Genomic DNA, 23,076 nt, shown 5'->3' on the forward strand with positions numbered 1-23,076 from the left:
CGCCGGATACGCCGCCCTTGACAGATTTGATTGCTTTACTAAAACTGGGGTTTTTAATTCCACTTTGAAATGCTGTTATGTTTGGGATGATTACCGCCCGACGTATGGTATTTTGGGCGATGAGCTTGATAGCCCTCGTGGACGTATTTATCAAATTAAAAATTTATTAGAAGGACAAGCTGATGAAGCGTCTGTTCAATTGCATCTTGACCGTTGTTTGACTTGTCGAGCTTGTGAAACCGCTTGTCCATCAGGTGTGCAATATGGGCATATTTTGGAATGGGGGCGAACATTCCTAAAACAAAAAGCTGTGCGTTCGCGCCTAGGTCGGTTTAAATTGACTGTTATGCGACAAATACTTAGTCGACCCAAAATGTTTCAAGTGTTATGGCTTGTCGGTCAGTCGAGTAGGGGCTGTTTGCCTAGGTATTATTCCAAAAAGCTAAAACCTGCAGCACTGAAAAAATCCAGGTCTTTAGTAGTTACACAGATGGAATCTACGCAGATGACTGTTATTTTGCATCAAGGATGCGTTCAAAATTCATTGTCACCGAATATCAACCATGCAACCCGACGCTTATTGCAAGCGTGGGGTGTTAATGTATTGATTGCGCAAGATGGGTGTTGTGGTGCAGTGTCTGCTCATGCTGATGACATGGATGGTGCTTTAGAGAAGGCGCGTCATAACATTGGTGCTTGGAGCTCGCTCATTGCCCGTCATCCACAGGCACTCATTGTCTCTAATGCATCCGCTTGTGGATTGCAATTGAAAGAGTATGCTTTTGCTTTACGCCATGATGAGCTTTGGGCAAACAGAGCCCAACGAATCAGCGCGGCAGTAAGAGATGTCTCTGAAATTGTTGCCTTATTGCTTGAGGGTAATCCAGCAATCTTTCAGACACTTAAAACCTGCATTGATCAGTTACCTGAAAGTATGAAAACGGTAGCTTATCATGAGTCCTGTACATTGCAGCATGGTCAAAGACTCAAAGGTCGTTTAGAAAAGCAATTTATAAATCTTGGCATGCACTTAACGCCAAGCCTAAATACACATCTGTGTTGTGGCTCCGCTGGGACTTATGCCATTACTCAAGCAAGCATCTCTACTCAACTACTTAATAATAAGATGCGTGATTTAAAACAAGAAAATGCTTCATTTATTTTAAGTGCCAATATTGGCTGTATCCAACACATAGCGAGTGCAACAAATAAAAAAGTAATGCACTGGATAGAATGGGTGGATGCCGTTTGGTCGGGAGATGTTTATTAAAAGACATGTATATTATTTTCAATAGCCCTACCAAAGGGATGGTGTTTTTATCTACTTTTGGTAAATCTTGCCTCACGCCAGTCTTATCAAGCCTTTTAAAGTCAGTTTGTCATTAAAAAATCTATTGTTTTGTATTCTTATGAGATTTATAATCATATGCGTTTTATACAGCATGCAAAAAGATAGAATGAAATGTGGTTTACCCGTAATTGTTAACTGTAGAGTTACAAAACAATTCAACAACTAACTTTATTTATAAGCTTTTAAGGGCCGTAGCGGCAGATAATATGAAAATTGCAATTCTAGAAAATAGCATGACCTCGCTCCAAAGCATCGAACATTCATTATTTGATAAAGAAAAAATATTTTGGAATGAAATCGTTGAGTGCAGAGAGTTCACGGACAGTATCAATTTATTGAGTAATCTAAAAACAGAGTATTTTGATTGTGTTGTTATCGGCAGTTCAGTGGATGTGATTAACATCAATATGATTTTGCAATCGATACGCCAATACGACTCTCAACAAAATCGTGCATATACTTCGGTTGTTGTTATTTCGAAATTACACGCAGAGAGTGATATGTTGGCTTGTTTTAATGCGGGTGCAGATGATTATTTGACGGCCCCATTTCGACCGCGCGAGCTGGGTGCACGTGTACAGCGATTGATTCGAGCGAATAAAATCATTTCTCGTTTGGCGATTAAAAAAGAAAATGAGTTGCCAGTTGCTACCCCTCGATTAGAGGCCAGAGAAGGCAGTGGCATCATCAAAATCAGTAATTACGAATTCAATTCGTTTGAACAAACAGTCACTTGTAAAGGACAGGTAATTGAGTTGACTGAACGAGAGTTTAGTTTAGCTTTGCTGTTTTTCCGCAATTTAGGTAAGCCCGTTTCACGTGAGCTTATATTTTCTGAAGTTTGGCAAAAAAGTAATAACTTGAGCAGTCGAACGTTGGATACCCATATCTATCGTTTACGACACTTGTTGAATTTGACCGTTGAAAATGGTTTTGTTTTAAGAACGGTCTATGGTTTCGGCTATCGTTTGGATGTGGCTGGCCCTCGACCCATTAGAAAAATCGAGTGATAAAGCATAAGGTATAAAAAGGGGGCAGTAGCCCCTTTTTTGATGCCTGATTTAGTCATTTAAGCAACTAACTGATATATGTATTCATTATAATAAAGTTATACAAATTAGATTTATTACGTTGCGTTATAAGAACGAGCCTGTTTTTTAGCATTATTTATAAATTTTAAGCAACCCACCATGAAAACACCCGTTATTTTGTTTTGGTTTCGACGCGATTTACGTCTTGATGATAACGGGGGGTTATATCAAGCCTTAAAAAATGCGTCGGCATCGGGTCTGAGCGTGCAGCCTTTATTTATTTTTGACACCACAATTTTAGATGCCTTAACGAGCAGGGCAGATAAGCGAGTGGTTTTTATCCATCAAGCCATTGAGCGGTTACAAAAAGAGTTGGTTTCGTTTGGTTCAACGTTAGATGTGCGTCATGGGGAGCCTTTGGCTGTTTTTAAAGCGTTGATGGATGAATATGACGTGCAAGCCGTGTATGCCAATCGAGATTATGAGCCTGATGCACGTGCACGCGATAAATTAATTTATGATTATCTGGGTACTCAAGGCGTTGCATTTCGTGCTTTTAAGGACCATGTCGTTTTTGAAAAAAATGAAGTGATGAAGGCGGATGGTCAGCCATATACTGTTTTTACGCCGTATTCAAAAAAATGGTTGTCCTTGCTTAACGACTTTTATTTACGCTCATATCCAACAATTTCGTATATAGAGGCAGTTCATCGCCAAGCAGAGCGACCCATTCCGACTTTGCAGCAATTGCAATTTGAACCGATGAACGTGACTTTTCCAACCAAGATGCTGGATTTAGGTGTATTGGATGTTTATGCAGAGCAACGTGATTATCCCGCTTTATCCGCCACATCAAGGCTTGGTGTTCATTTGCGATTCGGCACGGTCAGTATTCGGCAAGTTGCCTCGTATGCACAGGTACGCAGTTCAGTATTTCTTAATGAATTGATTTGGCGGGATTTTTATCAGATGATTTTGTGGCATCACCCGCAACTTGTGAACCAATCGTTTAAACCCATCTACGACCAAATTGTCTGGCGTAATCAGTCATCTGATTTTTCAAAGTGGTGTGCAGGGCAGACGGGTTATCCCTTGGTTGATGCGGGAATGCGTGAGCTTAATGAAACGGGTTTTATGCACAACCGCGTCCGTATGGTTGTTGCCTCATTTTTGACTAAACATTTACTGATTGATTGGCGTTGGGGCGAACGTTATTTTGCACAAAAATTATTAGACTATGATTTAGCCGCTAACAATGGCGGTTGGCAGTGGGCCGCGGGTTGCGGCTGTGATGCGGCCCCTTATTTTCGGGTTTTTAATCCAACCTTACAAATGAAAAAATTTGATCCAAATGGCGACTATGTACGCCGTTGGTTGCCTGAGTTCGGGACGAAGGATTATCCTGAGCCAATGGTTGAACACGGTATGGCTCGAGAGAGGTGTTTACAGACTTACGCACAAGCACTGAAAAATAATGTGTAAATTATTTTTTTGCCGTTTTCGTTTGCTTTCTCAAGATTTATGTTGTTAGAATGTGTCTTTTATAAATATAAATTTATAATTATTAATAAGTGAGCGCATTGGGTGACGTTTTTTAAATTTTGGCCAACTGAAAAGGGAGTGTATGAAAAAGGTATTGATAAAATCTATTGTGGTCGTTAATTGCTTGTGGGCGGGCGTGGTTTTTGCTGACGCAGGTGATTTGATTGTGCGCGGTCGTCTCTCACTCTTGCATTCCTCGAGAGGTGATAATGGTTTATTGCCACGAACCAATACTTCCTTGGATTCCGACCCCATGCCAGAGCTGGATGTGACGTATATGATGACCAAAAATATAGGGGCAGAATTAAGTCTAGGGCTAACACGAGTTGAACTAAAAACAGACCTTGGCAATCTTGGCAGTGTGGGCGCTGCGCCGCCGACATTGACATTGCAATATCATTTCAGTCCTGATAAAAAAATTCGTCCTTATGTGGGAGCAGGCTTAAACTACACGTATTTTCATAACAACGACCTTAATTTGCATGGCAAATCAATTGGCATAGACAAGCAAGGGGTTGGTCTGGCTTTGCAGGTGGGTACGGACGTGATGATTAATGATAAATATTTTTTTAATGCAGACGTGAAGTACTTAACCATATCAACAGATGCGCATATTGGCTCGAAAAGCCTCGGTACCTTAAAAGCGAACCCTTGGGTGTTTGGCATCGGGATTGGACGGCGGTTTTCACTGAATTGATTTCGCGTGCTGCCCCCAAGCTTGTTCTGTTTGTGGGCTTAAAATTGGTCTCTTTTATAAAATTGGGAGTTTTTTACGTTTTAATTGATAGGGCTTGTGCGAAATATTGACATCATTCTTAATAAACAAAACCCCAGCCGTCGCTGGGGTTTTGTTTATTTGATTGACTGCTCAATTTATATTTTTTATTGGTTTGAGCCTTGTCAGTCAGGGATGTCTTACATCATGCCGCCCATACCACCCATACCGCCCATGCCACCCATATCAGGCATCGCAGGTTTTTCTTCAGGGATTTCAGCAATCATGCAGTCTGTTGTCAAAATCAAGCCTGCAACTGATGCGGCATTTTGCAATGCAGTGCGGGTGACTTTAGTTGGGTCGAGAACGCCCATGGCAACCATATCGCCATATTCGCTGGTTGAAGCGTTGTAACCAAAGTTACCTTTTTCTGCAATCACTCGGTTTACAACGACAGAAGCTTCTTCACCTGCGTTTTGTACGATTTGGCGCAATGGTTCTTCCATGGCACGCAAAACGATTTGGATGCCTGCATTTTGGTCTGCATTGCTACCCGTCAGGCCGCTGATGGCTGCGCGTGCGCGGAGGAGGGCGACGCCGCCGCCTGGCACGATGCCTTCTTCAACTGCAGCACGAGTCGCATGCAACGCGTCTTCAACACGGGCTTTTTTCTCTTTCATTTCAACTTCGGTGGCTGCACCAACTTTGATGACGGCTACACCGCCTGCTAATTTGGCAACGCGTTCTTGCAATTTTTCGCGGTCATAGTCAGACGTTGATTCTTCGATTTGAGCGCGGATTTGTTTAACGCGGGCTTCGATATTGGCGGTTTGGCCTGCGCCGTCGATGATGATGGTGTTTTCTTTGCCGATTTCAACGCGTTTGGCTTGACCCAAGTGTTCCAATGTCACTTGTTCCAAAGTCAAACCTGTTTCTTCAGCGATGACCGTGCCACCTGTCAAAATAGCGATGTCTTCGAGCATGGCTTTGCGACGGTCGCCAAAGCCTGGGGCTTTAACTGCTGCAGTTTTCAAAATGCCACGGATGTTGTTTACGACTAAAGTCGCTAAGGCTTCGCCATCAACGTCTTCAGCAACGATTAACAATGGACGACCTGATTTAGCCACTTGTTCCAAAGTAGGCAGTAAATCACGGATGTTAGAGATTTTTTTGTCGTACAACAGAACGAATGGGCTGTCCATTTCAACAACTTGTTTCTCAGCGTTGTTGATGAAGTAAGGTGACAAGTAGCCACGGTCAAATTGCATACCTTCAACCACGTCGAGTTCATTTTGCAATGACTTGCCGTCTTCAACCGTAATCACGCCTTCTTTACCGACTTTATCCATCGCTTCAGCAATGATGTTGCCAATAGAGTCGTCAGAGTTGGCAGAAATTGTACCGACTTGGGCGATTTCTTTATTTGAAGTCGTTGGTTGAGAGATTTTTTTCAATTCTTCGATGGCGGCGATGGTCGCTTTGTCGATGCCGCGCTTCAAATCCATTGGGTTCATGCCTGCGGCCACGTATTTCATGCCTTCGCGAACCACTGATTGTGCCAATACTGTTGCGGTTGTCGTGCCGTCACCTGCATTGTCAGATGTGCGTGAAGCCACCTCTTTAACCATTTGCGCGCCCATGTTTTGGAATTTGTCTTTTAATTCCACTTCTTTGGCCACAGATACACCGTCTTTAGTCACAGTTGGGCCGCCAAAGCTGCGTTCCAATACCACATTGCGGCCTTTAGGGCCTAAGGTAACTTTAACGGCATCGGCTAATACGTTAACGCCTTCAACCATTTTTGCGCGAGCGCTGTCGCCGAATAACACTTGTTTTGCTGGCATTTCTTACTCCTAAAGTATAACTATTTCACTATTGTTTGCGAGAGGCAGGCTCTGGCACAAACACAGCAGGTTAAAAAAATAAATTCAGTTCAAATTTATTTTTTAATTATTTTTGAATCACGCCCATGATGTCTTCTTCGCGCATCACGAGTACTTCATCACCGTTAATTTTAACGGTTTGACCTGCGTATTTACCAAACAATACGCGATCGCCGACTTTAACGTCGAGGGCTTGTTGTACGCCTTGATCGTTACGCTTGCCTGGACCTACAGCAATGACTTCACCTTGATCGGGTTTTTCAGTGGCGCTTTCTGGAATAACGATGCCAGAAGCTGTAGTGCGCTCAGCATCAACGCGTTTAACAATCACACGATCGTGCAAAGGACGAATGTTCATGAATAACTCCTTAAAAAGGTTAAATACAAAAATTTTTAAAATCAATAACTTGGGATATGGCTAATCAGCAATGTGCGTGTGCTTTGCATGATTTTAGCAGTCTACCCCATAGACTGCTAATTATGATGGCAATGTTTGTATATTTCAAGGGGGAAAAGTTTCTTTTTAGTTTTCATTTGAGGTAAATTTAAAGTGGTACTATTTTATTTAAGTTTTGTAAGGTGTTTTTCAGACCAATTTGCGCATGTTGAAGTGGTATGCGTACAATGCCACTTTGAATTTTTCCATTTGTGCTCTCATCATGTCCGACCTTATTTCCCCGACCGTTGTTGCTGTTGACCACTTTGTTTCTTCCGTACAAAAACAAGGTTATGCTGTTTTGAGTGCTGCGGATGTCTGTACGATGGCGCAGGCTGATTTGCAACCCCTCGTCGAGAGTTGGCATGATTTGCCACCTGATAACTATTTGAAAGATGGTGGGCGTTATCGCAGGCGTCGCCATTCCTCTTTTATTGTCGAGAATGGTCGTCTTAGGCAAGTCACGCACCGTCCGCATTGGCAGCCGTTGTCATACAATGCTTTGCATGGTGGCATGGTGCGTTTGTTTGAACCCATACAGCCCACTGTGGTTGCGACTGCTGCGTGGCAAAACTTGCTGCAGGCTTTGGCGCAATATTGTTCGGCTTTAAAAGGTGAGCAAACCTGGTATATCGAAGCCCACCAGTTCAGGATTGATACGACCGATGGCATCGGTCGCCCGACACCCGAGGGCGCACATCGTGATGGCGTTGATTTTGTCGCCGTTTTACTGGTTGAGCGAAAAGGTATTAAAGGTGGAGAAACGCGAGTATTTGAAGCAAACGGCTCTTTTGGGCAGCGTTTTACTTTGACTGACGCATGGAGTTTATTGTTTTTAGATGACGAAAAAGTCATTCATGAATCCACCCCAATTTTGCCAATTGAACACGATGGGGGTTACCGCGATACTTTAGTATTGACGTTCAGGCGAGGTGGCTTTCAACAAGATTTTGACTAAAAAACACGAAAAAGTAGGTTTTTATTTTTTCGTATGGACTTAATTATTAAAGAACGCGCGTGCCAGTTGGATGTCGTGATTGATTGCATTCATCAAAGCATCCATGCCGTTAAATTTTTCTTCGTCTCGAATTTTGTGATGCAATGTCACCTTGGCGATTTGACCATATACATTCTCATTAAAATCAAATAGATGAACCTCACACCAACATTGCCCATTGGTCTTGACCGAGGGGCGTGTGCCAATGCTGGCAACGCCTTGGTGTGTCTGCCCGCTCAGTTCGACAGTGACCGCAAAAATACCTTGCGCCGCAAGATTGTCGGGCATTTTCAAGTTGATGGTCGGCACGCCGATGGTGCGACCCAACTGTTGACCGTAAATAATGTGTCCACTCAGTACGTAATCATGACCCAATAAAATTTTTGCCAGAGCCATATCGCCTGCCGCAATGGCTTGACGTACAGCGGTACTCGAGATTCGTTCGCTCGCCTGCGTAAAGGCATGTTGTGAGGCCAAGGTGTAACCATAAGTTGAGCTTAGCTTTTGAAGTAAAGCAAAGTCTCCCTTCCGAGCCGCACCGAAACGAAAATCATCGCCAATCAATAGATGTTGAGTGTTGAGCGCTTTAACCAAAATGTGATTGACGAAATCGTGTGCATCCATGTTCGCCAGTTGTTGATTGAAAGGTAAAATCACCACATCAGCGATGCCATGTTGTTTAAAAAGCTCCAGTTTGTTGCGCAAGGGTGAAATACGTGTTGGTACAGGTTGACCGCGTTGCGCCGCAAAAAAAGTCTTGGGGTTCGGGTCAAAAGTGACGACGGTTGGTACCATTTGATGTGCTGAGGCGTGTTTTGTCAGCGCATCAAAAATAGCCGCATGACCGCGATGCACGCCGTCAAAGTTACCGATTGTGACGGCGCGGCTGGCTTGGCTCTGCGTGTGTGCAGGGTGACAAATCAAGTGTTGGATGTGCATCAATTTTTTACATGAAGAGAAATGTTTGCTTCGCTCATAAGTACTAGGCAGGCATGCCATAAAAATACGGGAAATTTTTGATTTTTCCCGTATTATTTTTAGAACTCTTCTTTACGCAAATGCGGAAACAACAGAACGTCACGAATATTAGGACTGTCGGTTAATAACATCATGAAGCGGTCAATACCGATGCCGCAGCCGCCTGTTGGAGGCATGCCGTATTCAAGTGCGCGAATGTAGTCGGCGTCGTAATACATGGCTTCGTCATCCCCTGCATCTTTGGCTGCGACTTGCGCCATGAAGCGAGCGGCTTGGTCTTCGGGGTCGTTCAACTCAGAGAAGCCGTTGGCGTATTCGCGTCCCGTCATAAACAATTCAAAGCGTTCAGTGATGCCTTCGACAGCATCGGAGGCGCGGGCCAGCGGTGAAACTTCAATGGGGTAATCAATGATGAAAGTCGGGTTCCACAGCAAATGCTCCGCCACTTCTTCAAACAAGGCCAATTGCAACGCGCCCACGCCTGCGTTTTTGATTTGAGGGGCGTTGATGTCAGCGCCTTTTTTCTTCAACTCGTTGCGCAAAAAGGTTTCATCGTTAAAGTCGCTGCCGATGTAATCGGGCGCGTATTTTTCGATGGCTTGCACGATGGTTAAGCGGTCAAATGGTTTTGATAAGTCGACTTCTTTGCCTTGATAGGTCAAGGTCGCGCTGCCTGTGGCACGGATGGCGACTTCGCGCAAAATTTGCTCGGTGTAATCCATAATCCATTGGTAATCGGTGTACGCCGCGTAGAACTCCATCATGGTAAATTCTGGGTTGTGACGCACCGACACACCTTCATTGCGGAAGTTGCGGTTGACTTCAAACACGCGCTCAAAGCCGCCAACAATCAAGCGTTTGAGGTACAACTCAGGGGCGATGCGCAGGAACATCTCCATGTCCAGCGCATTGTGATGGGTTTTGAAAGGTTTAGCCGACGCGCCCCCAGGGATGGCGTGGAGCATCGGGGTTTCGACTTCCATGAAGTTGTTTTCAACCATAAATGCACGCATCGCGTTCATGGCTTTGGTTCGCTTGATAAACGTCTCGCGCGTTTCGGGCGTGACGATGAGGTCAACGTAGCGTTGACGGTACTTCATTTCTTGATCCGCTAAACCGTGAAATTTATCTGGTAAAGGGCGCAATGATTTGCTTAATAATCGCAATGTTTGGCAACGCAAAGACAGCTCGCCCTTATTGGTTTTGAACAGCACGCCTTCAGCCGCCACGATGTCGCCCATGTCCCAATGTTTAAAAGCTTCATGAGCGTCTGCGCCGACGCCCTCGTCGTTGATGTAAAACTGAATTTGCCCCGTTGCATCTTGTACCGTCGCAAAGCTGGCTTTACCCATCACGCGTTTGAGCATCATGCGGCCTGCAATCGACACGGTCACATGAGCGACCTCAAGTGCTGCTTTATCGGTATCTTGGTATTGCGCTTGTAAGTCGCCCGCACGATGGCTGGGGCTGAAGTCGTTTGGATAGGCGTTGCCGCGTTCGCGCAATGCTGATAATTTATGACGACGTTCTGCCATGATGGTGTTTTCATCGTGGATTTGGGTATTTGAGTCTGGGGTTGTGTGAGCGTTCATGATTGGCTTTAGAAAAAATAAAAATAAACGCCGATGTCGAACCAGCGTTTATCAATAACGACATGAGGGACTTTAGATTGAATCGGCAAAATAAAATAATTTAGCGCAAGCCGCTGGCGTTGCTTAAAATTTGTTTAACGGTAGGGTTTTTTACCCCAATCCAAACAGGCTTGTCGTCTAATTTACCTGCCAATGCAGTGGCCTTTGTCGCAGGGTCAAATAAGACATATACGTTATTTTCACTGCATTCATGTTGTTTGCACGTGTTGAGTAAGACAAAGTGCGTCGAGCCACTGTCAATCACTTGAGAAGGGGCAGAAGGACCGCCGCCGCGATGTAGCCAAGTTGGAATGGAAATCCCAGAAGCAGAAAAGGCTTTAATAATTGAGGCGCGAAAAGTTGAGTTACGATTCCAGTCGAAATAGTAAGACTGTTCAATTTGTTTGCGCGTTAATTTGTCAAAATTGGTGATTTGTAAAGCATGAGCCATAGGCGCGGCAAGCAAAGCACTGATGCTTATGGCTGTTGCAATAATTGTATGAGCACGTTTCATCGTCAATCTTTCTGTTAATAAGGATTAAACACCTTGTTTAAGGCTCGCTTCAATGAAAGCGTCTAGGTCGCCATCGAGTACTTTAGTGGTGTTTGAAATTTCAACATTGGTGCGCAAGTCTTTGATGCGTGACTGATCCAATACATACGAGCGGATTTGATGTCCCCAACCCACATCGCTTTTCGAGGCTTCTAGCTTATCTTGCTCGCCTTGACGCTTGCGCAGTTCCAGTTCGTATAGCTTTGACTTTAACATTTGCATCGCTTCGGCGCGATTGCGGTGTTGCGAACGGTCATTTTGGCACTGCACCACAATGCCTGTAGGCATATGGGTTAAACGCACCGCTGAGTCGGTTTTATTGATGTGCTGCCCACCTGCACCAGAGGCGCGGTAAGTGTCAACCCGTAAATCTGCTGGGTTGACTTCAATTTCAATCGAATCATCGACTTCTGGATACACAAAAATACTGGCAAAAGACGTGTGGCGACCATTGTTCGAGTCAAATGGTGATTTGCGCACCAAGCGATGAACGCCTGTTTCTGTGCGCAACATGCCGTACGCATATTCACCATCGACCTTCAAACTGGCGGACTTAATGCCTGCAACATCGCCAGCTGATTCTTCCAAAATTTCGACTTTAAAGTCTTTGCGTTCGCAATAGCGCACGTATTGGCGTAACAACATCGAAGCCCAGTCGCATGCCTCCGTACCGCCTGCCCCTGCTTGGATGTCCAAAAAGCAACTGGCTGAATCCATTGGGTTTGAGAACATACGGCGAAACTCAGCTTTGCCCAATTCCTCTTCCAGCGAGTGCACATCGCTCTCTAAAGCTGCGATGGTGGCGACATCGTCTTCATCTTTTGCCATTTCAAACAATTCGGCAGTGTCCGCTTGATGTGATTTTAGATGATTTAACAAGTCAACCGTGTTGTCGAGAGACTTTTTTTCTTTGCCTAATTCTTGAGCACGCTTGGAGTCGTTCCAAACATTTGGGTCTTCTAGCTCAGCATTGACAACGATTAAGCGGTCTGCTTTGGTATCGTAGTCAAAGATACCCCCATAGCGCTTCGATGCGCTCACGAAGGTCATTCAGTTGGTTGCCAATGGCGTTGATGCGTTCAATTTCCATGAAAAACTCAAATTAATCAATAATGTAAAGACTGCGATTATAGGCTGAAACTGCACAAAATGCCAATTGTGATGTTTTGATTTTTCGTCTGTGTAGATAAGTAGAGGCTGTTGTGAGGTGCATTTTTGGGCGAGCCAAGGCAATCGAGCGAGTCCGTGGTCAATGGTATTTAGCTGGCATGTGATTATTCCATTAAAACAAAAGTGAATTTAGTTTTTGGTCTTTGTTCATTTTTTGAAACAATATAAGATGTTGTTTATATCAAAGATGCAAATAAAATATCAATTTGTGAGGAGTGAATAACGATGGAACGCAGCATTCTAAGCTTCAAAGCTTTACCCGCCAGTCATGGTCCAATTGTTAATTTAATTGGGCCACAAGGTTTGGGGCAGGATTTAAAGCCTTTTATCTTTTTAGACTTTTTTAATGCCGAAGTTGAACCAGGTTTCGGATTTGGCATGCATCCACATTCAGGTATCGCCACTTTGACGTATCAGCCTGGCAGTGATGTGCGTTACGAAGACACCACTGGACAAAACGGCATTTTGAAAGCAGGTGGTTTAGAGTGGATGAATGCAGGCGGAGGCGCTTGGCATCAAGGTCAATTGCTGGGCACAGGCTTTGTCACTGGATTTCAATTGTGGGTGGCAATGCCTGCGGGGGTCGAGGATGGTCCTGCTGTTGGGCAATATGTAGCGCCAGAGGATGTGCCCCAACACAAATCGAATGGGGTGTTGACTAAAGTGCTTTTAGGGCATTGGCAGGGTTTGAGCAGTCCCATTCAATCCCATCAAGACATGGATTATTTTGCCATAGAGTTGTCGGCGAACACGTCATGGCAGCATCAAACGCCTGCAGAACATAGCATTGCATGGGCTTTTGTGTATGAGGGCGATGCCCTGGTGAATGGACAATCTTGCTTAAAGCAGTTGGTTATCTTTGATGACGCCAACGGCGACATTCAAATCACCAGCGAATCGGGGGCTAAAGTGATGTTTGGCAGCGCCGTGCCTCATGCGGCTGATTTGGTTTTGGGGCGCAGTTCGGTCCATACAAATGCTCAGTCTTTGGCTGTGGCTCAGCAAAAAATTCGCCAAATTGGCTTACAGTTACAGCAGGATGGTCGCTTGTAATGCCTGAGGTGAAGCGATAAAGGATGTAGAACCTAAAATCGTTTTTCTCTTGTTGTTTTTGAACGGTTTTTTCGGTTAGGCGAGCAAATTTTTTCGAGTAGCAGTATCCTATCGCAGCTTTTTATCGATTCGTACTTTAGTTGGCGAATCAACAAATAAACAATTTTTCACACGAGGAAGATTATGAAAATCATTGCTTTTGCGGCTTCAAGCAGTCGTCAGTCTATTAATAAAAAATTGGTTCAGTACGCAACCTCTTTACTGGATACAGCCGATATTGAAATTTTGGATTTGAATGACTTTGATATGCCTTTATTCAGCCAAGACCGTGAAGCTGAGTTAGGTCAGCATCCTGTGGCACAGTCATTTTTAGATAAAATTTCATCGGCGGACGGCTTGGTGATATCGTTTGCAGAACATAACGGTTCTTATTCAGCGGCCTATAAAAACGTATTTGATTGGGCATCTCGTATCAGCCCTAAAGTTTATGCAGATAAAAAAGTTGTGTTGTTATCCACCTCCCCAGGTCCTGGCGGTGCAGGTAATGTGTTGGCAGCGGCCAAAAACTCAATGCCTTATTTTGGTGCAACGGTTTTGGCGACACAATCCGTGCCTTCGTTTTATGACAACTTTGACATGGCGCAAAATGTGTTGACCCACCCTGAATTAGTCGCTCAAGTGAAAGCGGCCGTTCTGGCATTGCAGGCATAAGCATGACGAGGAGCTGAGTGCTTGAACCCGTTTCAACCAAAGCGAAATCATAGCGAAACAAAGGCGAGCGTAAGCTCGCTTTTTTTAATTAACGATGAAATACTTCGCGCCTTGAATTATGTTGAATTGCACGCTACACTTCATCTTCAAACTGCATGGGGTATTCAAAGTCAAAGAGCGACAGTTAAACATTAAATCTGTGTTTAAACATCAATAAGCCTAACCGCTGTATCCCTATTTTTTAAAGCAGTGCTCGCGATTACAAGCGAATCATTACAAAAAATTACACGAAAAAGAAGAAACAAAATATTAAGCAAGAGGGTCACAACCATTCTGACATGGTTGTGTTTTTGTGTATGAAACACATAGGAGAACACCATGACTTTACCCGCAACGCCGCTGTTGCCCGTGCAAGCCGATGAAAAACAACAACCTTTAATTGAAGACACGCGGTTATTGGGGCGTTTGTTAGGCGATGCCTTGCGTGTGCATGCGAGCCAGCAAGCCTTTGACAATACCGAAAGCATCCGCCAAGCTGCGGTGCATTTTCGCAAAAGTGAGTCGAGCGAGAGCGATTCGCACGCATCACAAACGGCGCGTAAGGCCTTGACCGACATGTGTGCCAACTTAGATGATTCTGCCGCTTTGACCGTGATTCGTGCTTTTAGTTTGTTTTCGCAATTGGCGAATATTGCCGAGGATGTGCACCAAAACCGCCGCCGTCGTATTTATCGTTTAAAAGGTGCTGCGCCGCAAACAGGTACTTTGGCGCGTGCATTGTTAAATATTCAAAATAAAGGCGTGTCGGCGAAAGATGCGCTGCATGCCATGACGCAAGTGGCAGTTGTGCCCGTATTAACCGCGCACCCGACGCAGGTGCAGCGCAAAAGTATGCTGGATTTGACCCGAGCCTTGGCGGAGTTGTTGACGCGTCGTGACTTTGGCGCGATGGATGAGGAACAAGAGCAGGAGTGGGCGCAAGACATTGACCGTCTGGTACAGACGTTATGGCAAACCTCGATTTTGCGAACCTCTAAGTTGAAAGTCACGGATGAAATTAACAATGCCATCAGTTACTATCCTGTGACGTTTTTAAAACGTATCCCCGCCTTGGTGACCCGCTACCAAAATATAGCGCGAACCTTGTCTCTTGCCGCAGGTGAGTGCAGCGAGCACATTCGAGATTTACAGCCCATCCGTATGGGGATGTGGATTGGTGGCGACCGAGATGGCAATCCATTTGTGACCGCTGAAACGCTCGACTATTGTGCCCATGCACAAGCCAGTGCAGTGTTTGAACACTATCTGGCTGAGTTACATGCGTTAGGTAGTGAGTTGCCATTGGCAACCACGATTGTACAAGTCACGCCCGAATTGCAAAAATTGGCGGATCGCTCAGGCGACGCCTCGCCGCATCGTGCGAATGAACCGTATCGCCGCGCTATTATTGGTCTGTACGGTCGAGTGGCTCAAACTGCTCATGATGTGTGCGGTGTAGTGGCAGTGCCCGCATCACAAGTGCCTGCCTCAATGTATGGGCACGCAGATGATTTTTTAGTGGATTTGCGCATTATCGAAGCCTCATTGCGGGCCAATAACAGTGCGGCATTGGTGGCGGGGCGTTTGAATCACTTGATTGAGGCGGTGCAGGTCTTCGGCTTTCATTTGGCGACCATTGACCTGCGACAAAATTCCGATGTACATGAAGCATGTGTCGCTGAATTGCTCAAAGGTGCTCAGGTTGTGGATGATTACAGCGCACTTAACGAAAGCCAACGTTGCGAATTATTATTAAATGAGCTCAACAGCTCTCGTGTTTTAACCAATCCTTGGTTGGCAAAAAGCGAGTTGCTGACGGGTGAAACGGCAATTTTTAACAAAGCCCGTGAGCTACGTGAACGTTTCGGCGACCGTTTAATTGAGCAAGCGATTATTTCCAAAGCCACCAGCGTGTCGGACATGCTTGAGGTGGCGGTGATGATGAAAGAGGCGGGGCTAGCGGCGGGAGGGGCGGCTGGATTTTGCGCCTTTGACATCGTCCCTTTGTTTGAAACCATTGAAGATTTAGAAGCCGCACCAGAAGTCATGCGCGCATGGTTTAAGTTGCCCTTGGTCAACCAATGGCTCGATGCCCGTGGGCGCACGCAAGAGGTCATGCTTGGCTATTCAGACAGCAATAAAGACGGTGGTTTCTTGACCTCCAACTGGTCGTTGTATGAAGCGCAGCAAGCCCTGACACAAATTGCCGCCCAAGCCAATGTGTCGATGTCGTTCTTTCATGGGCGTGGCGGTTCAGTCGGTCGCGGTGGCGGACCGAGCTACGAAGCGATTTTGGCGCAACCCGCAGGGAGTGTGCAAGGAAAAATTCGCCTCACTGAGCAGGGCGAAGTCATCGGCGCGAAATACGGCGACCCAGACTTGGGCTTGCGCAATTTAGAAACCTTAGTCGCGGCGGGCTTGGAATCGAGCGCGATGCACACTTCGGATGCAAAAGATTGGGGCGATTTTGAGGTCGCCATGCGCGAAATGTCAGATTTGAGTTTTAAAGCCTATCGCAAATTGGTGTATGAAACCGAGGGCTTCACCGACTTTTTCCGTGCCGCCACGCCCATCAATGAAATTGCCCAATTGAATATCGGCTCACGTCCTTCGGCGCGTAAACCATCCACTCGCATTGAAGACTTGCGCGCCATTCCGTGGGTGTTTTCGTGGGCGCAAGCACGCATCATGTTGCCAGGTTGGTACGGCGTTGGTTCTGCATTTACAGAATGGGTGGACGGTGATGTCAATCGGTTAAATACATTGAAAGCGATGTATCGAGATTGGCCATTTTTCAAATCAGTGATTTCTAATATTGATATGGTTTTGTCGAAAACAGACTTGGCGATAGCCTCGCGTTATGCTGAAATGGTGACGGATAGCGTGTTGTCGGAGCGTATTTTTGGAGAGATTATCGCCGAGTGGCAACGCACGTTTCGTATACTCATGCAAATTACAGGTCAAGATGTCCTGCTATCGGATAACCCAACTCTTGCGCGTAGCCTGCGCAACCGATTGCCTTACCTAGATCCGTTGAATCATTTGCAAGTTGAGTTGCTCAAACGCTATCGCGCAGGAGATGAGTCACAGGAGGTGCAAAATGGCATCCACATTGCGATTAATGGCTTGGCAGCGGGTTTGCGTAACAGTGGTTAGAAGTGGTTAGAGTGCTCGTTTGTTTATGAGCAAACGTTAAAAAAGGCTTTGTTTGTGCAAAGCCTTTTTTTAATGTTTCAACCTGCATCAGGTTTGTTGGCATCGTATTCCGACAGTATTTGATTCAACGCTTTGTTATTGCGTTTAAAAGTTCGACACTTGTAACACATCAAAGGGTGTATTGTGGCTTGTACACGTTTGGAAATCGACAGTTGATTTATTTGCTCGGTAACAACCCATTGGATAAATGTTTTGCATCGTATCATTTATGTTCTCCAAACCAACGATAAGTTAGGCATTGTTGCAGTCCAATTCTTGAGCGACTTAAAATTTTCCAATAATTGGCCTGAGTTAATTGACATATGTCACAAATTTCCTCGGCCTCTAATTCTAAAATAGCCCGCATGGTAAAAACTTGCGTCATGTTTTTGGGGAGTTGGTTGACACACGCATCCAAAACCGCCCAAAATTGCTTGTTTTGTAAACAATTTTCAGGGTTCGACCAGTTGGCATGCTCAATTTCATTGGCCCAGTAGCCATCGGATGTAAAAAAATGATCTAAAAAATCATTGTTCTCATCTTCTGCTTGAAACAGACTTGAAAAATTTATGCTGCGTTTTTTGTGTGCACTCCGAAAATAATCAACAATTTTATTTCTTAAAATTGAAAAGACCCATTTATCGAGCGAAGTCGTGTCATTACAATTGGCAATGTTTTCATAAGCCGCTAGTAAAGTGTCTTGGGTGATGTCTTCGGCAGCATGCTTGTCACCCATTTGCCAACTGGCGAAATTAAATAAGCGTGGGCGTAACTGAGTCAAACATCGTTGTAACTTTTCATTGTCCAAATCCATTCAGATGTCCCCAATGTTAAAAAAATTAAGATTTAAGCCAATTTTTGAGCCAATAATCGGCGGTCAGTGCGCGAATTTTTTGAGTCATTAACAACCCCAAAATCAGTCCCCATTCTAAGTGGTCTTGTAATGCAGCAGGACTGTCTTTTAATGCCGTATAGTACGATAACACAGCGACTAGGTTTAGGATAAATAACCCTGTTGCGGCAAAGCGAGTGGTTAAGCCTAACACCAATAAAATTGGTAATACCAGCTCTCCTGTCGTGGCGAGGTAGGCGGCGAAATCAGGGGGTAATAAAGGCACATGGTATTCTTCTTGAAATAAAAATAAAGTGCTGTCCCAGTCTCGTATTTTGACTAAACCTGACATGAAAAATACTTTTGCAACATATAAACGTGCAGCCAAATCCACCAATGGCGATGCCGCGCTTAGTAATGTTGAAACCTTACCCCATACAGTACAAACAGGCTGAAAAAATGATGTAAATCCCATGTTTTTAATAGACATGATAATTCTCCTATAGTTGATTTGATAAGCCAATATGTGTGTTACTCATGCAGAGAATCTTGTATTCAACGCATTGATATAAAACTTGGGCAACGATGTGTTCAGATTCGTTGGTGGTGCCGATGTCTTTGGAAATGGCATCGCACAGATGAATGAAGCTGCTGTGTTGCTTGATGAGCGATAAGGTCTGAAACATCAGTTGATTGGCACTGAGCCACTGAGTCATGCCCGTTTCGTCTCGCCAAACAAGCCAATAAGATTGAGCGGCTTCAGGTGAAGGCACCGCACTGCCTTGGCTGAGTGCTTGCCAGACAGGTACGACATTCCAATTAAATTCAAACAAGGTTACAGATGGATGCAAGCACAATTCCAAGTCCAGCCATTGCTCGGCGGATAGTCTTTTTAAATCGGAAGCGGATAATCGCTCGGCATTGGCCGCATCAATTGAATGCCTAATTGCCCAATCAAATTGAGCCAATTCAGAAAAAATGGGTATCTCGCTGTAGGGCTTTGTTATGCTTAAAAAAACAGCCAATGCTTCACCGTACCAACGTATCGAAGCATGTTCAGGTGGGTGAGCCAATACATACCGTTTATGCAGCGTTGAAAAGTCATCATCACCTAACAATTGATGCAGCATGGGATAGTTCGCTCGTAAGGCTTCCTCTAAGCGAGCAATATATGCATGTTGATACACCGCCAAACGCTGCGCTTGCGGAATATGCCCCACGTTGACGGGGGATTGCAGTTGGTTCGTGTTCGATAAAATACTTTGCTGCAAGTCATTTTGCCAATCAGAAAGTAACATGCGATTCATGTCGTCCTCCTTGTGGGTCGTTTGAATTCATGTTGTCTTCATGTCGTTTTGCTATTTTTCGTGCCATATTCAATTCGTTGACCAGCACGTCTAACGCTGGAATATCGCCATCACGTTCAATCATGGTTGGAACGATTCCAAATCGTTGAGTGGCCTGCTCGTACAATGTCCAGACAGCATCACTTACAGGGGCGTCGTGTGTGTCGATACAATAGTTCCCCATGTCTGAATGCCCAGCCAAATGAATTTGTTTGACACGCTCAACGGGTATGGCATTTAGGTAATCTAAAGGATTAAACGAATGGTTCCGAGATGAGACGTAGATGTTGTTGATGTCTAGCAAAATATCGCAGTCAGCCTCACTGAGGACAGCGTTGACAAACGCCCATTCGGTTAGAGGTGCTTGCGCTTCAATATAAGTTGACAAATTTTCAATGATGAGTCGTCGGCCTAAAAAATCTTGCGCTTGCAAAATGCGTTCTGAAACATGCTTCACCGCCTCCTCTGTGTAGGGTAAAGGCAATAAATCATGCATGCGTCGTCCATTAACACCTGTCCAACACAAGTGGTCTGAAATTAATGCAGGCTCAACCCGTTTTTCTAAATCCTTTAATGATTGCAAATACACTTTATCTAACGGGTCAGTAGAGCCTAAATTCATTGCAACACCATGCATCACCATGGGGTAATTGCTGCGAATTTTATCTAAAAAGTAGAGTGGCTTCCCACCAGGAACCATGTAGTTGTCCGATAAAATCTCTAACCAATCGACAGGTTGCTTGTCATGAATAAAATCTTGGTAGTGTTCGGGGCGTAAGCCTAAACCGAAGCCCTTGAGCGGTGTTCCCATATCGTTTTACCTTATCGGTCTGGCGTATTTACGCTTGGCCGATGAACGTTGCCACATTTTTAAATACATGCTTTAACAAAAAGTCAGGATTTTGTGTGGAAGCCCACACAAAATCTCGTCATAACTTTTTAATTTTTTAAACTGAATCGATACCGTTAAAAAATTAAGGAACTACATGTCCGCCTTGGTCTGTACAGGCTTTTTCACTAGACGCAGAAATCCAGCCTTGACCTTTGCAAGAGTTTTGACCTGCGCAAGCGCTGGTTGCTGTTTTGCACAAAGAGGTGCCTTTACAAGAGTTAATGCCGCCACAATGCACAGACATTTTTTCAGCATGAACGACAGTAGGAGCAGCCATTGTCGTGAACATGGCTGCGACCGCAACGGCAAAACCAGCAGGTACTTTTTTCATTTTCATTCTCCAAAATTAAATACAACTTATAAAAACATGATTAAGACACGCCTTTGCATGGGCTTAAATCAGGCATGTCATTGGACTGTAACAAGCAGAATGAACTATTTGCTTCATTCTAGAAATGTAGTCGTTGGTTGTATTGGATTCCTGACAATTTTTTTTTAATTTATTATTTTTGTCGAATAAAGATATTGAAAAGCCTTGCGTATAAACGAGTGATGAGAAAAGGCTGTTTTTTTAAGATGCCAGTGCGAGCACGTTATTTTTGTTTTCTAAAAGCCAATGGCGTTTGACCTTGCCATTGCTTGAACGCTCTGGCAAAGGATTGACTGTCGTGAAAGCCCAGTAAATAAGCAATTTCATTTAAAGAAATATGGCTTTTTTTGAGATAGTGTTGCGCCAAATCTTTTCTGGTCTGGTGCAAAACCTCCTGAAAATGTAGATTTTCACTGTGTAAATGGCGTTGCAGACTACGCACGCTCATGGCTAAAGTTTTGGCAACTGCATCCATGCTGCTGCGTCCACTTGGTAGCAGTTCCAATAAAACACTTTTAACTTTTTCTGCGGTAGTGCTGTGTTGCGTCAATTCACTGAGCTGCTTTCGCAAAGTGGGTTCAAAAAACTGCCACATCGGCGAATTTTCAGTCAAGAAAGGCCGCTCGGCATCTGCTTTTGAAAATGCGATTGTTATGTCAGCGCCTTGTTCAATTGGACGACCAAAATACTGGGTGTAAGGCGTTAAATCGCTGGGCAGTTCTTGCAAATTGAGGCGTGACGGCACAATCATTTGACGGGTCGCGGTACGAGCCAGTTGCGTGAAGAATACCAATTCCGTTGCTGCAATCATTGTGGGCACGGGTGTTTCGGTATCACAAAAGCGAAGTCGGGCGCATGTATCTGTCTCATCTTCCTCGACATGCAGCGTCATTGGGCCGAGTAGACTTTTAAATTCAGCCAAGCGTTTTAGAGCGACGTTTAAGTTTGCGCTGCACATGCACGCAAATACAAGTGGGCTAAAAGACTCAATCGCAACTGATTGGGCAATCCGCAAAGGGAGGTCTTTGGGATTGCCCAACAGTTGTTCAGTGGCTTGCCATAACTTGAAATATTGAGCCGTACTGAGGTAGGCCTCTTCTCGGCTGAATAAATCCGCAGGAAGTTGTGCCGAGCGCAGTACATGCCCCACATTTAAGCCCAAGTCGGTGATAATTAAGCGCCAACTGGGTTGTACGAGGAAGTGGCTCATTGTTTTCATATTGTTATGTTCTGCTTACGCACCAATTTATTATTTTTTAGCGTTTAACTGCCCTGATTGTACGAGTTGTTCAAAAAATTCGTTCATGGAGTCGTTTAACGAACGGTATATTAGGCCGAGCTCACGTCGACTTTTGCTATTGTCTGCGTGCCAAGGGATGTTGACGTTTCGACGAATAATTTCACGGGTGAAGGTTTTGTCCGCCAAAGGGCCCACAAGCCAAACCAACCATTTGGGCAAAATGCGTTTGGGGATTGGGTAGCTATTACCAAACTTAGGCAATAAACACGCCGCCATTTCAGCTAGGTTGGTGTCATGACCCGATAAAATGTGTCGTCCTTGCGCGTTTGGCAAAAAAGCGGCACGGACATGGGCATCGGCGACATCACGGACATCGACAACACCAATATAAAACTTAGGCACGCCCATTTTGGCTCGACCATCACCAAATTGACGAACCAGATTGAAACTCTCGGATGTTGCATTGGGGTTTATACCAGGCCCAATGACTAATGATGGATTAATGACCACCAAACGCCAATGGTTTTGCGCTTCAGCCATTTTCCAAGCCTCGGCCTCTGCCAATGTTTTAGAGTATGAATAAGGGTTATGTTGCAGCGAAGAACTGGTGTTCCATATCTCTTCGGTCAAAATATTATTAGGGGTATTCGCAACATCGATGTTGTCACCATAAATGGCGGCACAACTGCTGGTGAGAACCACTCGTTCAACAGATGGACAACGATTAACGGACTCAAGAACGTTACGAGTGCCCAAGACGGCTGGGTCGACTAAATCTTTTTGTGGGTCTTGAACATTCAAGACAAAAGGTGAGGCTGTATGAAACACCACCTGACAACCCTTCATGGCCTCATCGTAATCGCCGTTATTTAACAAGTCGGCTTTAAAATAGCGAATATTGCCCGCGTGTTTTTTAGCTAAGGCATCCAAATGCGCTATTTTTTTGACATCACTGGGATTACGCACGGCCGCATGAACGGTCAACCCCAAAGTGAGCAAGCGTTCAATAATCCAACCTGCAACGTAACCTGTTGCGCCCGTAACGAGTACGGGTTTATTCTGATCAAAAACCAATTCCATTTACATCTCCTTTTGTTTGATAACTCTTACT

General features: G+C 44.8%; 21 protein-coding genes. 8 read left to right on the forward strand and 13 right to left on the reverse strand.

Features of this window, described 5'->3' with window-relative positions:
* Positions 1-64 precede the first annotated feature (64 nt).
* From glcF to DFR44_RS04405, 4 genes are all read left to right on the forward strand, one after another.
* Positions 65-1,270 carry a glycolate oxidase subunit GlcF gene (glcF, locus tag DFR44_RS04390; protein ID WP_133619498.1) on the forward strand — a complete coding sequence of 402 codons (1,206 nt, stop codon included), beginning with the start codon at positions 65-67 and terminating at the stop codon, positions 1,268-1,270.
* Positions 1,271-1,557: 287 nt separating this feature from the next.
* Complete coding sequence (locus DFR44_RS04395) at positions 1,558-2,361, forward strand: response regulator transcription factor (protein WP_133619499.1); 804 nt, start codon at positions 1,558-1,560, stop codon at positions 2,359-2,361.
* A gap of 180 nt (positions 2,362-2,541) precedes the next feature.
* The gene (locus tag DFR44_RS04400; protein ID WP_133619500.1) at positions 2,542-3,864 is read left to right on the forward strand and encodes a cryptochrome/photolyase family protein; all 1,323 of its coding nucleotides are present in this window, start codon (positions 2,542-2,544) and stop codon (positions 3,862-3,864) included.
* A 142-nt stretch (positions 3,865-4,006) separates the two neighbouring features.
* On the forward strand, positions 4,007-4,621 hold the full coding sequence (locus tag DFR44_RS04405) for an OmpW/AlkL family protein (protein ID WP_133619501.1): 615 nt from the start codon (positions 4,007-4,009) through the stop codon (positions 4,619-4,621).
* A gap of 218 nt (positions 4,622-4,839) precedes the next feature.
* Here the strand turns inward: DFR44_RS04405 and groL are convergent, their stop codons facing one another.
* Together groL and DFR44_RS04415 are read right to left on the reverse strand one after the other, a co-directional pair.
* Positions 4,840-6,483 carry a chaperonin GroEL gene (gene groL / locus DFR44_RS04410; protein WP_133619502.1) on the reverse strand — a complete coding sequence of 548 codons (1,644 nt, stop codon included), beginning with the start codon at positions 6,481-6,483 and terminating at the stop codon, positions 4,840-4,842.
* Positions 6,484-6,589: 106 nt separating this feature from the next.
* On the reverse strand, positions 6,590-6,880 hold the full coding sequence (locus tag DFR44_RS04415; protein WP_133619503.1) for a co-chaperone GroES: 291 nt from the start codon (positions 6,878-6,880) through the stop codon (positions 6,590-6,592).
* A gap of 301 nt (positions 6,881-7,181) precedes the next feature.
* On the opposite strand from DFR44_RS04415, the gene DFR44_RS04420 reads away from it, so the two are divergent.
* Positions 7,182-7,916 carry a 2OG-Fe dioxygenase family protein gene (locus DFR44_RS04420; RefSeq protein WP_133619623.1) on the forward strand — a complete coding sequence of 245 codons (735 nt, stop codon included), beginning with the start codon at positions 7,182-7,184 and terminating at the stop codon, positions 7,914-7,916.
* A gap of 39 nt (positions 7,917-7,955) precedes the next feature.
* Here the strand turns inward: DFR44_RS04420 and DFR44_RS04425 are convergent, their stop codons facing one another.
* From DFR44_RS04425 to prfB, 4 genes are all read right to left on the reverse strand, one after another.
* Positions 7,956-8,894: a bifunctional riboflavin kinase/FAD synthetase gene (locus DFR44_RS04425; RefSeq protein ID WP_162845158.1), complete on the reverse strand. Its 939-nt coding sequence runs from the start codon at positions 8,892-8,894 to the stop codon at positions 7,956-7,958.
* A 98-nt stretch (positions 8,895-8,992) separates the two neighbouring features.
* Positions 8,993-10,525 carry a lysine--tRNA ligase gene (lysS, locus tag DFR44_RS04430; protein WP_133619505.1) on the reverse strand — a complete coding sequence of 511 codons (1,533 nt, stop codon included), beginning with the start codon at positions 10,523-10,525 and terminating at the stop codon, positions 8,993-8,995.
* A gap of 100 nt (positions 10,526-10,625) precedes the next feature.
* Positions 10,626-11,078: an Ivy family c-type lysozyme inhibitor gene (locus DFR44_RS04435; protein ID WP_133619506.1), complete on the reverse strand. Its 453-nt coding sequence runs from the start codon at positions 11,076-11,078 to the stop codon at positions 10,626-10,628.
* 24 nt (positions 11,079-11,102) lie between these two features.
* Positions 11,103-12,207 (reverse strand): peptide chain release factor 2 gene (prfB, locus tag DFR44_RS04440; RefSeq protein ID WP_133619507.1). Its coding sequence is split into 2 segments (ribosomal slippage): positions 11,103-12,125 and positions 12,127-12,207, totalling 1,104 coding nucleotides; the frame shifts between segments, so codons are not numbered across the junction.
* A gap of 305 nt (positions 12,208-12,512) precedes the next feature.
* Between prfB and DFR44_RS04445 the strand changes: the two genes are divergently transcribed.
* The 3 genes from DFR44_RS04445 to ppc all read left to right on the forward strand — a co-directional run bounded on the left by DFR44_RS04445 (position 12,513) and on the right by ppc (position 17,246).
* On the forward strand, positions 12,513-13,340 hold the full coding sequence (locus DFR44_RS04445) for a pirin family protein (RefSeq protein WP_133619508.1): 828 nt from the start codon (positions 12,513-12,515) through the stop codon (positions 13,338-13,340).
* Between the two features lie 183 nt (positions 13,341-13,523).
* Complete coding sequence (locus DFR44_RS04450; RefSeq protein ID WP_133619509.1) at positions 13,524-14,051, forward strand: NADPH-dependent FMN reductase; 528 nt, start codon at positions 13,524-13,526, stop codon at positions 14,049-14,051.
* 378 nt (positions 14,052-14,429) lie between these two features.
* A complete protein-coding gene (ppc, locus tag DFR44_RS04455; RefSeq protein ID WP_133619510.1) occupies positions 14,430-17,246 on the forward strand; it encodes a phosphoenolpyruvate carboxylase in 2,817 nt (938 codons plus the stop codon).
* Between the two features lie 262 nt (positions 17,247-17,508).
* On the opposite strand, the gene DFR44_RS04460 is transcribed toward ppc, so the two are convergent.
* The 7 genes from DFR44_RS04460 to DFR44_RS04490 form a co-directional block, all read right to left on the reverse strand.
* Positions 17,509-18,099, reverse strand: coding sequence for a sigma-70 family RNA polymerase sigma factor (locus DFR44_RS04460; protein ID WP_133619511.1), 591 nt, complete (start codon positions 18,097-18,099; stop codon positions 17,509-17,511).
* Between the two features lie 25 nt (positions 18,100-18,124).
* The gene (locus DFR44_RS04465; protein WP_246012047.1) at positions 18,125-18,607 is read right to left on the reverse strand and encodes a DoxX family protein; all 483 of its coding nucleotides are present in this window, start codon (positions 18,605-18,607) and stop codon (positions 18,125-18,127) included.
* A gap of 10 nt (positions 18,608-18,617) precedes the next feature.
* The gene (locus tag DFR44_RS04470; protein ID WP_133619512.1) at positions 18,618-19,424 is read right to left on the reverse strand and encodes an HvfC/BufC N-terminal domain-containing protein; all 807 of its coding nucleotides are present in this window, start codon (positions 19,422-19,424) and stop codon (positions 18,618-18,620) included.
* Positions 19,402-20,274 carry an MNIO family bufferin maturase gene (gene bufB, locus DFR44_RS04475; protein WP_133619513.1) on the reverse strand — a complete coding sequence of 291 codons (873 nt, stop codon included), beginning with the start codon at positions 20,272-20,274 and terminating at the stop codon, positions 19,402-19,404. The genes DFR44_RS04470 and bufB overlap by 23 nt, the downstream gene beginning before the upstream one ends.
* Positions 20,275-20,437: 163 nt before the next feature.
* Positions 20,438-20,686: a BufA2 family periplasmic bufferin-type metallophore gene (gene bufA2, locus DFR44_RS04480; RefSeq protein WP_211336896.1), complete on the reverse strand. Its 249-nt coding sequence runs from the start codon at positions 20,684-20,686 to the stop codon at positions 20,438-20,440.
* Positions 20,687-20,948: 262 nt separating this feature from the next.
* A complete protein-coding gene (locus DFR44_RS04485; RefSeq protein WP_133619515.1) occupies positions 20,949-21,944 on the reverse strand; it encodes an AraC family transcriptional regulator in 996 nt (331 codons plus the stop codon).
* Positions 21,945-21,974: 30 nt separating this feature from the next.
* Positions 21,975-23,045 (reverse strand): NAD-dependent epimerase/dehydratase family protein, encoded by a 1,071-nt coding sequence (locus DFR44_RS04490; protein ID WP_133619516.1) that lies wholly within the window; start codon positions 23,043-23,045, stop codon positions 21,975-21,977.
* Between the last annotated feature and the right edge of the window lie 31 nt (positions 23,046-23,076).

This window comes from Hydromonas duriensis (assembly GCF_004363775.1).
GTDB classification, from domain to species: Bacteria; Pseudomonadota; Gammaproteobacteria; order Burkholderiales; family Burkholderiaceae; genus Hydromonas; species Hydromonas duriensis.